The sequence below is a fragment of the Stenotrophomonas genospecies 3 genome, assembly GCF_054473855.1.
Genome location: NZ_JBTMUR010000005.1, coordinates 100,191 through 113,522 on the forward strand (window position 1 = coordinate 100,191; position 13,332 = coordinate 113,522).

Here is a 13,332-nt window from a genome sequence, read left to right on the forward strand (position 1 = left end):
TCCACTACCATTAGCTTCGCACCCAACCTCGAACACCATCCGGCATGGAAAGCGAAAAGGAACGCATCGCCAAGTGGCGGGCGGAGAAACAACGACGACGCCACGAAGAGAAGAGCCAAGCCGCCACGCGGACCTACAGAAGCCTGTTTGCCATCGATGACGATGAGCTGACCGATCCGCCCGAGCTTAAGGAATACTTGGTCCGGCAGAACCTAGCCAAGGGCAACCTCGCCCGCCGGATGAGCAGCGGTGAGGTCCAGTTGGCGCTGAACACCTGGGGCTTGGACGAACTGAACCAGCTTTGGAGCATGCGCCGAGAGAAGCTCACTTACCTCGAAGACGCCGCCCTCCTGTTGGCCCACATCCGACACCGATCCGGCATTGACCCACAGCTGCGCCCGGCGGCAGAGCTGCTTGGATACGATGCCATCCAAGCACTCCTGGGAGTGCTGGAAGAGAGCGGGCGGTTGGCAGTGGAACAGGCACTGCCCCCGGCGGCGGAAGCCGTCGTGGCCGAGGGCAAGCGGGTGGAACAAGTCCTTCGGGTGATCCGAGAGGGCCAAGCCGAGTTTCGTAAACGCCTAGTCGCTCACTACGGAGCCGTGTGCATGGTCACCGGGACCGCCTTGGCAAGCGTCATCGACGCCGCTCACATCGTCCCCTACAACGGGGCAGCCACCAATGCTTTGAGCAATGGCTTACTGCTACGGAAGGACATCCACGCGTTGTTCGATGCAGGCCTGTTAACCATCGGGCCGGACCTGGTCGTTTACGTCAGCGCGGGGGTGGACGATCCGTTCTACCGTTCGCTGGACGGAAAGGAGCTCTCGCTGGACGCTCCGCCCAAGATGTCCAAAGAGGCCCTGCGGCGGCGACTGGCGGGCAATGAATCGTCCGAACTGGAGGTTGCCAGCCTTCCCCAATGAGCCGACCCAAAGCTCCGGCTGATCGGACAAATCGAACCATTGCTCATGATAGAAACGCCCTCCGCGTGGATCCGGAAGTTCAATCAACGGTTCTCCGCGCCGTAGGCGTATGCCTGCTCCCGCCAGGGGACGCTTTTTTAGCTGCTTTTGCTCTGCCCACGGGCTGATCCACAGCTACAAGAAAGCGGCTATGGCCGCTTTCTTCGTTCCCCTGTTTGTGAGGGTCAGTAGATCTTTCCGTTCTTGCTCATCCCCAGATTCCGCACCGCCACCCTGGCGGCCTTGCGGTCCTCCGCGTGTTCGTCCTCGGGCGAGCTCACGATCAACAGCGTCTTATCCTGGATGAGCGACGCCGCGGCGTAGTCGGCCAACGCCACCATGGCGGTCGTCAACGCGACTTCACTGCCGGCGCCTTCCGAATCGTCGAAGCCAAACAGCTTGGCGATGTTCTCGCGGAGTTTTGGCGGGATGGTCACCATGGCCCGGTGGTGGCGCAGCCCGTCCTCCCGACGGCGGTAGTCATGGAGGGTGACCGATCGGGGCATGACCATGTGAACCCGCTTTCCTCCGACGCTGCCCGCCTTCTGGCTGTCGTCGTAGTCAAAGTAGGACTTGCGCTCCGGGTAGTCGCCCGGCCCCAGCAACAAATGCTCCGGGATGTGGGCAACAGGCAGGCTGTCTGCTTTGCTGGCCCGGCGGGGCTTGGCATGGGTCACGTCCTTGACGTCGTCCAACGTGCGCTTGGCCGCCTTCTTCGCCGCGGCCTTCTTGGTGGCAGCCTTCTTGGCAGGAGCTTTGCGAGTGGCCATGAGTGGATCTGGGAGGGAAACCAAGGGAAGCTCCATCATGCCGCAGCCCTCCGGCCTGCACCAGCAGCCAGGATGTCGCGCACCCGGACCGCCAAGGCGTGGATCTCCTCCTGGGCCACCCGGGCCCAGCGGCCGTTGGCGTCGAACACGGTCTTTCCCTCCTCGTAGCAGTCCGCAAACAACGCACGATCCCGCACCAGCATGGCGCCCGACATCTTGGGGTGCTCCAGGCGACGTCGATGGGCTGCCCGCCTCTCGTTGGCCCGGTTGGCGATGGGCAGGTAACGCTTTCCCTTCTTTTCAAGAACATCCACGGTTCGCAGGAAGATGAGGAAGCTGGCCCCGTCGAGCAACGTCGGCACCAGGTAGAGGTCCGCCTCGGGAATCACCTCGTTGTCCGGCAGACGCGGCGGGGTGTCGGTGATCTCCACGTCGAAGCCAGGGGAGCGCGATCGCCCGACACTGAACGGTGTTTCGTCCGACAGTGAGGCAAACGCGCAGGCCCCGCCTTGGGGGTCCCGGTCATTGACCAGCACACGCAGGCTGGGGTCACGGGCATAGCACCCGGCTAGATTCAGGGCCAGCGTCGTGCGGCCGACGCCACCCTTGAGTGAGAAGTTGCACAGTCGCATAGGACATCCTTTCGTGAGTAGATAGGGGTTCCTATCGAATCTACCCCGACGCTGCCATAGCGCAAGTGCATGTTTTTGCAACCCTTTCGGGCCGTTCAGCCCTTGGATTATTTTCTATCCTTCCGACAAGGCGGCTGGACGACGGCAGTCCCACCGCAGCGTGTGGGCGGTGTTTGACGCCGAGCAATGCAGATCGAACGGCTGAGAGGCCATCCATGCTTTGACAGACGGTGGCGCAGCGCCATGCAGTGCTTCGATGATCGTCCAGCGTTGTTTTGCCGGACCGAACTCCGCGAACACGTCCGCTCCGGCTTCAGCCAGCATTCCAGCCATCTTGTCGTAGCACTGTCGCTTGGCCGGGTCATCCTGGTTCACGTGCCACGCCATGCAAGCGACGTGGAAAGCGGTGATTCCGTTGGGCCCCACCGGGTGGTCCAAGGACGGGAAAGCCGTCAGGCCCCTCCACGCCTTCAGACGTGCCTCGCGGATGGCCGCAATGGTTCTCTTCAAAGCCTGTGGGTTGCGGTGCTCGATGGCATCCAGAAGCCGTTGAGCACGCCGGTCTGTGGTCATTTCCATTTCAGCTCCTTGCGCAGCTGGCGCTCGAAGTGGCGTTGCTCGCGCGCCAGGCGGGCTTGCCGGCGAAGCTTGCCTTCGGGCAGGAACGCGGGAACCGTGGGAGGGATGTGCGCGAAAGGAAGGCCAGCAATAAGGCGGGACAAGTTGGCGGGGCTTTCAATCATGGTGGCGGTCTCTTGGGTTGTTTGGAGCTACGTTCGTGAGTAGGTCGCCCCACTCACTTGACCTCATGCAACCAGATCGCCGAGCAATGTCAAGATGAAAAATCGATCTTTTTTTGACTAAAAACAGGGGCTTGCGGAATCCCAGGTGCATCGCATGCTGAGTGCATGACGCACACAACCCGCCCCCGTTGTTCGCCCACCCTCACCCGCCTTTCCAAGGGCGTGCGCAGCGCGCTGGGCTTCACCCTCACCGAGGCCTTGCTTGCGCTCGGGGCCGTGACCGCCGCCACGGGCGCGATGTTCCTGTTCTTTGGCCAGGTCGATGCAAAGGCCAAGGTGGGCAGCGAGACGCGCAACCTGCGCGAGCTGTCCCGTCGTATCGAAAACAGTTTTGGGGTGGTGGGAACGTTCCGCGGGGTGAGCACCACCGCCGTGGTGGTCGATGGCCTGGCCCCCGAATCCCAACTCGGCATCGGGGAAAGCGTCTTGACCAACGCGTGGGGCGGGGCGGTAAACGTCCAGCCCTACACGGTCGATCGCTTCGGTGATTCGTTTTCCGTGAGCTACGCCGGCCTTCCTCGTCAAGCGTGCGTGGACCTAGTCGCGGCCAACGCGGGCGGGGTGTGGGACGCTCAGGTATCGGACGTGTCGGTGATTCGAAACACCGGCGGCCAGCTCGACGTGGGATTGCTGGGCCGCACCTGCGCTGACAAATCGCGCGTGGTCTTCGTCTACCACAGCGGATTGCTGGGGGGCGAATGGACCGGGGCGCCGCTGGTGTTGCCGCCCGCCACGCCCTCGGTCACCCCACCCGTTTCTCCGCCCGTGGGAACCCCGGTGGGGCCTGTGGGACCGGTGCCACCTTCCACGCCGGTGTCGCCCCCAACCGCGCCGCCGCCCAGCGTTCCGCCCACGACGCCCCCACCGGTCACGCCGCCCGCTCCCCCGGTGAGCGTGACGCCTCCGGCTCCGCCCACTTCACCGCCGGTCACGCCGCCACCGCCAACAAGCACGGTGCCGCCGTGCCAGGAGTGGAGCGAGAACCGGCCGATCGCCTGCCCCTCAGGCCAGGTGGGCCAGGTGTTCCAGAACCGCCGTCATCACTGCGGAACCGACCCAAACGTTTACGAAGCGTGGGCGGGATTCACGACGGCCGGCAGTTGGACCACGACCAGCAGCACCTGCGCACCGTGCCCGGCTCCCGAGACGCGCATCGTGGGATGCCCTGCCGGTCAGTTTGGCGCGATCGGCCAGCAGCGGACCTTCGCGTGCACGGGCACCGGTTCGTGGAACGCGTGGACCCAGACCAATACCACCTGCACGGCTTGCCCAACGCCTTTCCCACAAACGGAAACCCAGTGGATCACCACGGCGGCCGCTTGCCCGGCGGGCCAGAGTGGATCGCACACGTGGCAGGCCGAGCAGCGGCGGACGAGGACTGGGACATACAGCTGCCCGGCCACCACGTGGTCGCTGCCCAGCCCGACGTTCACCACTTGGACAAATTGGGCGGCGACTGGGGTTCGTCGCAACGAGGCCAATACATGCACCCCCAACGCACCACCTCCGACGTTTCCTGAATACACCGGGCGATCTTGGCATTCGTGGGGAGACGGAGGGCACTACGGCTGGGCGATCTTCTGCGACGCTCCCCGGACCCTGGCCGAGCTTCAAGCCACCTCGTTGGCCTGCACTTGGCAATACGAAACGAACGACACCCCCACGTTTACGCCAGAGCCACCTGGCGTGACCCGCCCAACACCGGCTTTGGAAGCCTGTGTCTACGCGCTGCGCGCCAACTTAACTCCGATGCCAGGTTACGGCTTCGTCAACCACCCTGGCACCGCGGTTTGGCCTGCGGCTTGCTCGTGCAGCGTCGTGGGTCCAGGCGCGCGATTCTACTGGCAAGACCTGGGAGCGAGCGACTGGGTGGGCTTTGAATTCAAGTGCCCCTGACGGCAAAGAAGGCGGGGGGCATCCCTCACGTTCGAAGTGGCAAAGCTTCGGATTTCCAAAACCGACCGGAGGCAATGCCCTCGCACCGAGCGTGCTTTTCAGAAGGCAGGTGGCTTGACCACCTGCGGCGGCTTCTGGGCTCTTCGCTGTTGTGCCTCGAAGTCAAACCCCAGCCAAGGTTTTCCACATCGCCTTGCCCTGGGCTTCGTGAACCGATGCGTATTGCTGTGGATCCCAGCTGGTCCCGGTCAGCAGCAGTCCCAGCTCTGCCACGGTGGCTTGGCAACGATCGCCAAAAGCCAGGAACTCATTGAAGGTCAACCCAAGCGTGTTGATGTCAAACGCGCCAGGCTCCTCGTCCAGCTTGCGCATTTCCAGGTGGGCGTGGTGCTTGTCCCGGAGGGTCTTGATTTTCGCTGCCACGGGATCAGCCGAAAGTATCACCATTTCATTGGAGACCTTTTCCCAACCGCTATCGAAGCGCGAGTAGTTCTCGTCCCGATCGCTCTGTCTGAACTTCTCCTGGAAAACAGCCGAGCTTTCGGGCGGCAGGTCACTGATCGGTTCGTCGTGGAAGTGATCGAAGATGCGACCGTAGCGCTCCCGGTAGTGCTCCTTGATCGCGGGATCTGCTTGAAGCTTTCGCCAGAGGTTGGTCAGGCTACCGGACCGCGAATCGTTATCCAGAAAAAGCCGTGACTGATCGCGCACCAGGTCTTGTCCAAGAAGCGGCGCCAGGTGGTTCCAAGCATTGGCACCCGGCGTCTTGTCCAGCTTGGCTTTCAGCCCCGCTTGGATCTCGGGGTCTTGAATGAGCGGGGACAAAATGTGCCGGCGCTCGTCGAGGATGTGGCACTCCTGCGTGAGGACCCGAACGAATCCATCGATTTGGCGAATACGTTGCTCCAGTTCCTCAGGCTTCATTCTTGCTCCGCCTCCAGCGGCACTTGCTGGAACCGCACCTGCAGGCGTTTGATGAGTGCTCGAGTTTCCGTGTTCGGAGCGCGCGTGCATACCAGCACCGCCTCCCCGTTGGGCACGTGACGGATCGCCTTCTGCTCGGCCCGGAGAACGGCGCGGTATTTCACCGCTTGATAGACGCCTCGCTGGAGTTCGTCTTCGCTGCACCGGCTGGTCTTCACCTCAACGGCTAGACGGTGCCTGCCGTTGTCGAAGTGGGCATCCAACCGATCGCCGGAGCTCAAGAGCTTCTCGTTCGTGCCCGTGGTGAAGTCGCCGTAATCCATGAACTCTTCGGGATGGCTGGCCACCCACGCCTTCAACGCTTTGTGCTCATCGCTTTCTGGCCTGCCACCCTCCTGGACTTTAGGAAGGGGAAGAGGCGCATCCGCTGCCACCTCTTCAACCGCCCCAGCGGACGGGGTCAGCATGGTGGCTCCCAGAGCGCGGGCGACCTGGTCCCAATTGGGATAGGTGAAAACGTCTTCCATCGCCTCTCGCAAGTGCGCGCGGCGCTCTTCCTCGGTGTCCAACTTCTTGCCCGCGAAGTAGGCCGGCGAAATCGTTATGGCACCCTCGCCAGGGTGTTTCGTGTTCTTGTTGACGACGATTGCATGGAGGGGCGGGATGGGCTCCTTCCACCGCTTGCTGAGCCACTGCAGGGCCTGGGCCACTCCCCCGGCGACGGTGCCGTAGAGGTCTTTGCGGGGTTTGATCTCGTGTCCGAAGGTGTCGTGCAGCTCTTGGGCCAGGTCGCTGTAGGAATGAGCTTCGCCCTCCTGCGCCCACCGGATGAGGATGGGCAGCGCATCCGGGATAACCCGGCTCCGCCAGGGTGTGCGTGCAAACTCCACCTTCGACCAATCGAACTTTTCCATCCCCTACTCCTCCCTTGTCGTCTCGCCATGGTAGCGGCGGGACCAGCACGGGAAAACGATGAGGGCCGGTGTCCCGCCCCTCTCCCTTTCTCAATCCTCGTTGGGCAGCATGATGGTGACCACCGGCTCCAGGGCGTCCCCGGGCCCACACAGTGCTTTCAAGGTGACAAGGCGATGGGTCGACCGCGTCAGGCCAGACCCGGCCTCCGGGTGGGCTTCGTTTGACAACCAGTCGCCGGCATCGGACAGAGCCACGTGGAGCTGGTAGTGGATCTCCGAACCGTTGCCCTGATGCCGCTTGATGGCGACGTGGAGCATGAAAAGCACATCCCAGAGCCGGCCGTCCACCGACTGGCCGCGCACCTCCAGTCCCGCGGGCACTTCCACGTAGCGTGCCCACGCAGCGCGGGTGATGGCCACGGGCAACTTGAAACCGGCTTCTTTGGCCACGTCGGACACGTCCACCAAGACGCCGTCCTCGATCGCCTGGGCGCGGGTGTAGGAATGGATGAGGTCGGAAGGCTCGAACATGTTGTTTCCTCGCTTGGTGAGTAATGGCCCGGTCCAGGGCATCCGGTGCGGATGTCTTGGAATGGGAAACCCACCGCCCCACCGCTCGGCGCGGTCAAGGGAGGAAATGGAAGGGCTGGCGCGGCCCGCAGCGAAGCGAGGACACGGGCCTTGGAATGGCCCTTGACCGGAGAAGCCGGGCGTTGGGGCCGCGCGCAGCGCATGGGGCTTGAATGGCGTGCCGCGAGCGGCACACCGATTCGGCGTTGAACTTGGGAATACCGTCAGGCCTGGGCGCAGACCAGAGGGACCCGGTCCATCCAGGTGCTCTGCCCTGCCGATGCTTGGGCGGTGAGCGGGCCAAGGCCCTGGACAAACGTCAGCCGTGCAAGCTCGACGTCGCTCTGGGGCCAGTAAGGACCATCCGGCGAGAACACGAAGTGGTCCCCTTGAAGGGCCCCACAGGTGGTGCAGTGATGGGCCAGGTAGGTTTGCCCTGACGTCAGGGTGGCGGCGAAGCGAAGCCAGGGCGCGTGGCCCGCCACGAAAGCGGCAGTTTTCTTGTCCAAACGCTCGATGTAGCGCAGCACGCCACCCTCCCCCTGATCCACCAGGCCCTCGTCGTCGTGCTCCTCGAACGAGGGCACCCAGATCGCGGCGGTGGGCGTCGGCGCGTGGCAGAAATGGCACTCGGTGTGACCGAGCAGCAGGCCGTAGGCCGGGGCTTGAAGGGTGGATGGAGCGGCGGCGTGCGTCATGAAACCATTTTGCCCTGCCTGGGTGTCAGCCGGTGAGACGAGCCTGCGTTGAATCATGTGTGTTTCGGAGCGTGCCCCGCTGTGAACCCAGCCACGCCATTTGCTTGTATTCGTCTTTGCTGAGCAACTTGGACACTCCCAGCCAATGCACCAGGTGGTAGTGCGCAATCGTTCGTGGGTAGCGCTGAATCCCCTCGTGCAACAGCTTTGGCAGGTAACACACAGAGCCATCGCGGCGCTCGTATGCGTAATAGCGGTGGCGGGCGGCACGCGTGGTCATGGTGTTTCCCTCAGTGCGCCCAAAGGGCACGATCGACGTAGCGTTCAAGGCGCTGGGCCAACCAGACGCTAAACGGAAGGGCGATGGGGGCAGCGATGGCGAGAAGAGAAAGGGTCATGTCGGCGGTTCCAGTTTAAGTCGGCGGGAAAAGCGTTGTGGCTTTACTCGCTTTCTGCGAGCTCGCAGTATGCGAGCAATTCGAAAACGTAAAACAGGTCGTTTTCTTCGAAGACGGGCTGGACCTCACAGACGTAAGGGCCCGGGCGGTAGTCGGTAGTGATCCAGAACGGAGCCTGCCTGAAGTCCACAAACTCGTTCTTGTAATCGTAGAGATCGGTTCCGTATGAACCGCTGTAGGGGCAGTAATCGTAAGTGTTGGAAAGGATCGATTTCCGGGAACGCAGATAGACGCCTTCCTCCAGCTTGACGACGCCTTCTTTGCGGGCAACCCGGATTGCTTCGGCGTAGGTGTAGGTCTTGGTGCTCATTTACAAACCCCTTTGATTGTTGGTCGGCGCTATTGCCTCCCTATGAATTCAAAGTAGATCACCGTGGAAATTTGTCCACGGCCTTAGTGGACAAAATCTTGACTAAAAGTAAAAACTGCGGAGCTAAGGCCGCAGTTTTTCCTAACATCACTTGTCGCGCCGAAGGCGTCACTTGCTCTTTTCCACCGCTGCTTCTACAGAAACCGGCGCGCAGCGACCGGTGGCGGCGTTGGGGCGTCGGCTCTACAGCCTTGCCCGCTTTGCACTGACGCTTCCCCGGACTGCCCATGCCTGCTCCAGGTGGACCGCGCGTCGTTCGGCTACCACCGTGGCCACCACGTGCGGCATCGCCGCCTTCAGCGATGGCGTGTTCCAGAACGGACTGCCCCGGTGAGGGTTGCCGCCCAGCCGCAACAGCAGCAACGCCGTCTGCTCAAGTCGGCTGCGCTCGTCGGCGTCGTCGCTCAACTGGTAGTCAGCCGCAAGCTTTTCCAGCGGGCGCTCGCACCAGTGGTTCCTCTCTTGAGGGTGCGCACCAGCTTGCAGGAGGGCTTCGACGATGCGGGGCCAGGCAAGTGCGGAATGGAGCGCAGGACCTTCGTTGAGGCGCCACGCGTTGGGGTTGGCGCCCTGCCGCAGGGCCTGTAGAGCGCGGAAAAGACTTCCATCGACGCACGCGTGAATCAGCTCGGCGCTCAGACTTCCAGGCGGTGGTGGGCGGCGGTCAGCCATGGCGGCTGCCCCGAACGTGGTTCCGTAGCAGTTGTCCTTCGACGTAGTCACGGATGATCTGGCGCACCGCCTCCGCGGTGGAAATGCGCGCATTCACCGCGCCCTGCTCCACTGCCTCCAGAACGCTGCGCTGCAGCGGAAGGTAGGCCAGACGCACGTCCCGCTCCCCACCCAGACGACGCTTGCTCAGTGCGTAAGGGTGGGCGGCATAAATGGCGAGCACTTGGCGCACAGCTTCGTTTAGGGTGACCTGCGCGCGTGCCGCGGCCGCCTGCAAGCGCTCCAAATCACGGGAGTAGCCCCGGGAGGACGGAAGGGTAGCCAAGTCTGGGGAAGGAACGGATTTAAGCACTTCTCTTTCCTTGGACGGCGGTCACAGACGCACGCGCTGACGGAGAGGTTCCAGGGCCGCCGGAGCTGGAGCTTGGCTCTGCGCCTCTTGGCGCGGGTTCCACACCTGCCCACCGATGATCATGCCCGGGCCACCTGCAGCAGGAAGGACCTGCGAAAGCCTGGCTTGCTTGGCTGCGGCGTTGAGCGCACGCGCGGTGTCCTCCTGCATGCTTTTGGCTTCGTAGACCACCGGCCCCTTCAAGTGGCCCTGCGCTTCGTCCACAAGGGCGGCAAGAGTTCGACCGAACTTTGACTTTGGCCCTTGGTTGCGAGCATCGACGTCCCAACGCTCGATCACTTCGAACGCCTTCTCGTGACGGTGGCCAAACTTATTGAGCTCGCCAAGCGCCGCTTCAGCGTCTTGCACGTTGAAGCGAATGGCGGAGAGCTTCACCGGGTGCGCGTAACCACCACCACTCGATGCCGATTGCGTGATGGCGACCGCTTGGTTTCCGTCGCTGACGAGGTGATGAATTTTCATGTCGATTTCCTTGGTGGTTTTCGGAAGGCGCGATTGCCCATCCACAAATTCAAGGTAGATCGCACTGGAGTTTTGTCCACGACTGTAGCGGACAAAATCTTGACTAAAAGCAAAAACTGCGACACTGAGGCCGCACTTTTTCCTAACATCACTTCTCGCGCCGAAGGCGTCACCTGCTCCTTTCCCACCCCCGCTTTTACAGAAGCCGGCGCGAAGCGACCGGCAGTAACTCTGGGCTTTTTTCTGCACAAAAAAAGGCCCCCTGGCGGGGGCCTTAAAGGACATTGGTTGTTCTTACGCGAGTAGTCTTTTGTCAGCACGTCTCACTCCGCGCGCTCCACGTCGATCCATTCTTCATCGAACCATTCGTTCAGCGTCGCTAGGTCTTTGACCTTGCAATTGGTGCCGTAATCCGACCCTTCGGTGTCGAACCCCACTTCATAGAGGAGCTCCCCGTCCTCTTGACGCTGCACATTGACAGAGACGGTTTGCTCAGCCAGCAGCTCGTCGTCTTCGCGTCCCAGCTCTGCCCAATTGCGGTTCAGCAGGAAAGCCAGCAATGCGTCTTCAGCGGAAGACTGGAACGCGGGATAGCCCGCCGCGCCGGTCGAATAGGTATACCCAGACAACTGGTCAAACAAAGTGCTGGCAGCGGCATGCGCAGCTTCGTGAGCTTCCTTGACGGTGATGGTGTCGTTTGTGATGAGCATCGTGTGGTTCATGGCGAGATCCTTGTTTGTCGGTTGGCACTATTGCCTTCCCATGTATCCAAGGTAGATCGCCCTGAAAATTTGTCCACGGTTCTGGTGGACAAAATATTGACTAAAATCAAAAACTGCGGAGCTAAGGCCGCAGCTTTTCCTAACATCACTTATCGCGCCGAAGGCGTCATCCGCTCTTTTCCTACCCCCGCTTTTACAGAAGCCGGCGCGAAGCGACCGGTGGCGGCACTGAGCTTTTCTTGGCACAAAAAAAGGCCCCCTCGCGGGGGCCCCAAAGGACATGGATTGATCTTACAGGCTGGTGGAGCGCCAAAGCTTGCCTGCGATGCCACCGACGATGAGGGCCACCGGCATGAGCGCCGTCAGAGCCATCGGGGGCACGGAGGTGAAGAAGTTTCGCTCGCCCTCTTCCAAGCCCGGGTAGAGCAGGCCCACAGCAACGCTGGCCAGCTGCAGGGCAATGACGAAGAGCAAGCCCACCAAGGCTCCCTTTCCAAAGCCACCTTTGCGCGGCGAAACCGGGAGCCCGCTGGCCCTTGCCGCGCGCACACGGGCCGCGCGCCAGTTCAACACGTAGAGCAAGGCCAGCAGGAGCAGCACGGCTGCCCCACCAGCGACTGCCAGGCCGGCCTGCCAGCCGTAGCCCACGTTCTGGCCGATCTCTTGGGCCCCGGCAAGAAACAGCAAGCCCGCTCCCCCAAGGATCACAGTGGCGGGGGCCAACAAGCCCCACTGCATGTGACCGCCGGGGGTGTGGTGAGCGTTGTAAGACATGGGACCTCCTTGAAGTGGTGTTTCCTCAATGCATAGCGCGATTCCGCCCCTTGGCAAGGTCAGCCCTTCTTCTGGGCTCCGGCCGGCACCCAGCCGGTGGGTTGCTTCTCAAAGACGAAGTCGTAGGCCGGCGGCACGGGAACGGGATCGGGTTTCAACTGCTGGCCGCCCTGGAACCCGACCACGTCCAACGTCCCACCGGTCACGCACGTGGCCCGCTGAGGACCACTTGAGGTGCAATCCGCGGTGAGGTCTTTCCACCCCCGGACCTCGATTCGTTGGCCCATTTCTCTGGAGAGGTTGGCATTCGTATGCGCCTCGTAAGCATGGGCAACTTGTTCAACGGTGGGCAAATCCGCCTTGCTGCTGCAAGCAGCCAACCCAGCGGTGATCAGGGCGAGGGAAACGAGGGATGCTTTCATGCAGGAGCTCCTTGCGTATGGGTCAAATCAACGTCGATGGTTTCGTCGCGGTATCCGAGCCGAACCCTCTCTATCGTCACGTCCATTTTTGGCGCCGTGCCCTCCACCCAGACCCGGTTCACGGAGAACACCACCAGATCGTCTCGGTAGCTGCGACCTTGTCGTGCGAGATTGGCGGCCTCTTGGGTGTCCATTCGGACCAGCAGGTGGAAGCGGCCGGCGTTCGGTGGACTGGACACCCCTCCGGCGGTGCGGTGGACCCACGGCACAAAGCCCTTGCCGGTGACGCTTTGCCCGGCCGCGGACACCTGAGGCATGGGGATGAATCCCTCCAGCACCCCACGGTCGGCTCGGTAGGCGACATCGCCCAGGGCTTGAAACGTGGGACGAACGGCAAACCGTCGGATGGCCATGAAGCGCTGCAGGCGCGCGTCGAAAGCCGGGCCATAACGGCGCTCGATGGCAGCCGGATCATCGCCTGAGATGCCGTTGGCGCCCTGGGCCTTCGTGTCCATCAGCCACCATTGCCTCAGGCACCATTGGCGCTTGTCGGCGTCGATGCGATACGACGAATGGGCCATGGCGAGCAGCTGCATGTCGCAGGTGTCCACGCCCCCGCCTCCGACAGCCGTCACCCCGGCCCGCAGGTGTTGAACCCCTTCCAAGCCTTCCTGATCCAGGTCCCAGTAGGTCCCGGGCGGCTCAAGGTAAGGGCTCCGCGACCTCTCGCTGACCACCTTCGGCGTGCCTTGGATGGCTCGGCCGATCTGGCGAAGCAGATCCGAGTCGGCCTGGGCCTGCTCAGCGGTGCACCAAAAAAAGATTGCTACAGCCCCAGCTACGCACAGCACCTTTTTCATGCTTCCCC

General features: G+C 62.4%; 19 protein-coding genes. 2 read left to right on the top strand and 17 right to left on the bottom strand.

From position 1 onward, the window contains the following. Window positions 1–44: 44 nt before the first annotated feature. Window positions 45–926 (top strand): HNH endonuclease, encoded by an 882-nt coding sequence (locus ACX9OT_RS08510; protein WP_046272104.1) that lies wholly within the window; start codon window positions 45–47, stop codon window positions 924–926. A gap of 224 nt (window positions 927–1,150) precedes the next feature. On the opposite strand, the gene ACX9OT_RS08515 is transcribed toward ACX9OT_RS08510, so the two are convergent. The 4 genes from ACX9OT_RS08515 to ACX9OT_RS08530 all read right to left on the bottom strand — a co-directional run bounded on the left by ACX9OT_RS08515 (window position 1,151) and on the right by ACX9OT_RS08530 (window position 3,110). Next, window positions 1,151–1,774 (bottom strand): hypothetical protein, encoded by a 624-nt coding sequence (locus tag ACX9OT_RS08515; RefSeq protein WP_049463004.1) that lies wholly within the window; start codon window positions 1,772–1,774, stop codon window positions 1,151–1,153. Continuing rightward, window positions 1,771–2,367, bottom strand: coding sequence for a ParA family protein (locus tag ACX9OT_RS08520; protein WP_049463003.1), 597 nt, complete (start codon window positions 2,365–2,367; stop codon window positions 1,771–1,773). The genes ACX9OT_RS08515 and ACX9OT_RS08520 overlap by 4 nt, the downstream gene beginning before the upstream one ends. Before the next feature lie 114 nt (window positions 2,368–2,481). After that, a complete protein-coding gene (locus tag ACX9OT_RS08525) occupies window positions 2,482–2,946 on the bottom strand; it encodes a hypothetical protein (RefSeq protein WP_049430686.1) in 465 nt (154 codons plus the stop codon). Further along, on the bottom strand, window positions 2,937–3,110 hold the full coding sequence (locus ACX9OT_RS08530) for a hypothetical protein (RefSeq protein WP_156476632.1): 174 nt from the start codon (window positions 3,108–3,110) through the stop codon (window positions 2,937–2,939). The genes ACX9OT_RS08525 and ACX9OT_RS08530 overlap by 10 nt, the downstream gene beginning before the upstream one ends. 165 nt (window positions 3,111–3,275) lie before the next feature. On the opposite strand from ACX9OT_RS08530, the gene ACX9OT_RS08535 reads away from it, so the two are divergent. Further along, the gene (locus tag ACX9OT_RS08535) at window positions 3,276–5,066 is read left to right on the top strand and encodes a type 4 pilus major pilin (protein WP_080356575.1); all 1,791 of its coding nucleotides are present in this window, start codon (window positions 3,276–3,278) and stop codon (window positions 5,064–5,066) included. A gap of 162 nt (window positions 5,067–5,228) precedes the next feature. Here ACX9OT_RS08535 and ACX9OT_RS08540 read toward each other — a convergent pair whose 3' ends face one another. From ACX9OT_RS08540 to ACX9OT_RS08600, 13 genes are all read right to left on the bottom strand, one after another. Beyond that, window positions 5,229–5,990, bottom strand: coding sequence for an AbiU2 domain-containing protein (locus ACX9OT_RS08540; RefSeq protein ID WP_100437638.1), 762 nt, complete (start codon window positions 5,988–5,990; stop codon window positions 5,229–5,231). Then, the gene (locus ACX9OT_RS08545; protein WP_049463001.1) at window positions 5,987–6,904 is read right to left on the bottom strand and encodes a hypothetical protein; all 918 of its coding nucleotides are present in this window, start codon (window positions 6,902–6,904) and stop codon (window positions 5,987–5,989) included. The genes ACX9OT_RS08540 and ACX9OT_RS08545 overlap by 4 nt, the downstream gene beginning before the upstream one ends. A gap of 90 nt (window positions 6,905–6,994) precedes the next feature. After that, the gene (locus ACX9OT_RS08550) at window positions 6,995–7,435 is read right to left on the bottom strand and encodes a DUF6573 family protein (protein WP_044570520.1); all 441 of its coding nucleotides are present in this window, start codon (window positions 7,433–7,435) and stop codon (window positions 6,995–6,997) included. A 263-nt stretch (window positions 7,436–7,698) separates the two neighbouring features. Next, window positions 7,699–8,172: a hypothetical protein gene (locus ACX9OT_RS08555; protein ID WP_049463000.1), complete on the bottom strand. Its 474-nt coding sequence runs from the start codon at window positions 8,170–8,172 to the stop codon at window positions 7,699–7,701. Window positions 8,173–8,197: 25 nt separating this feature from the next. Next, window positions 8,198–8,452: a hypothetical protein gene (locus tag ACX9OT_RS08560; RefSeq protein WP_049463712.1), complete on the bottom strand. Its 255-nt coding sequence runs from the start codon at window positions 8,450–8,452 to the stop codon at window positions 8,198–8,200. A 161-nt stretch (window positions 8,453–8,613) separates the two neighbouring features. Continuing rightward, window positions 8,614–8,940 (bottom strand): hypothetical protein, encoded by a 327-nt coding sequence (locus tag ACX9OT_RS08565; RefSeq protein ID WP_049462999.1) that lies wholly within the window; start codon window positions 8,938–8,940, stop codon window positions 8,614–8,616. Between the two features lie 243 nt (window positions 8,941–9,183). Beyond that, window positions 9,184–9,672, bottom strand: a complete 489-nt coding sequence (locus tag ACX9OT_RS08570; RefSeq protein ID WP_139319694.1) for an ankyrin repeat domain-containing protein — start codon at window positions 9,670–9,672, stop codon at window positions 9,184–9,186. Next, window positions 9,665–10,024 (bottom strand): hypothetical protein, encoded by a 360-nt coding sequence (locus ACX9OT_RS08575; RefSeq protein WP_152911158.1) that lies wholly within the window; start codon window positions 10,022–10,024, stop codon window positions 9,665–9,667. The genes ACX9OT_RS08570 and ACX9OT_RS08575 overlap by 8 nt, the downstream gene beginning before the upstream one ends. A gap of 21 nt (window positions 10,025–10,045) precedes the next feature. Then, on the bottom strand, window positions 10,046–10,831 hold the full coding sequence (locus ACX9OT_RS08580; RefSeq protein WP_152911157.1) for a hypothetical protein: 786 nt from the start codon (window positions 10,829–10,831) through the stop codon (window positions 10,046–10,048). 38 nt (window positions 10,832–10,869) lie between these two features. Beyond that, the gene (locus ACX9OT_RS08585) at window positions 10,870–11,268 is read right to left on the bottom strand and encodes a hypothetical protein (protein ID WP_049462995.1); all 399 of its coding nucleotides are present in this window, start codon (window positions 11,266–11,268) and stop codon (window positions 10,870–10,872) included. 291 nt (window positions 11,269–11,559) lie between these two features. Beyond that, window positions 11,560–12,042 carry an ABC transporter permease gene (locus ACX9OT_RS08590; protein ID WP_099533700.1) on the bottom strand — a complete coding sequence of 161 codons (483 nt, stop codon included), beginning with the start codon at window positions 12,040–12,042 and terminating at the stop codon, window positions 11,560–11,562. A 59-nt stretch (window positions 12,043–12,101) separates the two neighbouring features. After that, window positions 12,102–12,464, bottom strand: coding sequence for a hypothetical protein (locus ACX9OT_RS08595; RefSeq protein ID WP_049462993.1), 363 nt, complete (start codon window positions 12,462–12,464; stop codon window positions 12,102–12,104). Then, window positions 12,461–13,324 carry a hypothetical protein gene (locus tag ACX9OT_RS08600; RefSeq protein WP_049463041.1) on the bottom strand — a complete coding sequence of 288 codons (864 nt, stop codon included), beginning with the start codon at window positions 13,322–13,324 and terminating at the stop codon, window positions 12,461–12,463. The genes ACX9OT_RS08595 and ACX9OT_RS08600 overlap by 4 nt, the downstream gene beginning before the upstream one ends. Window positions 13,325–13,332: the final 8 nt, after the last annotated feature.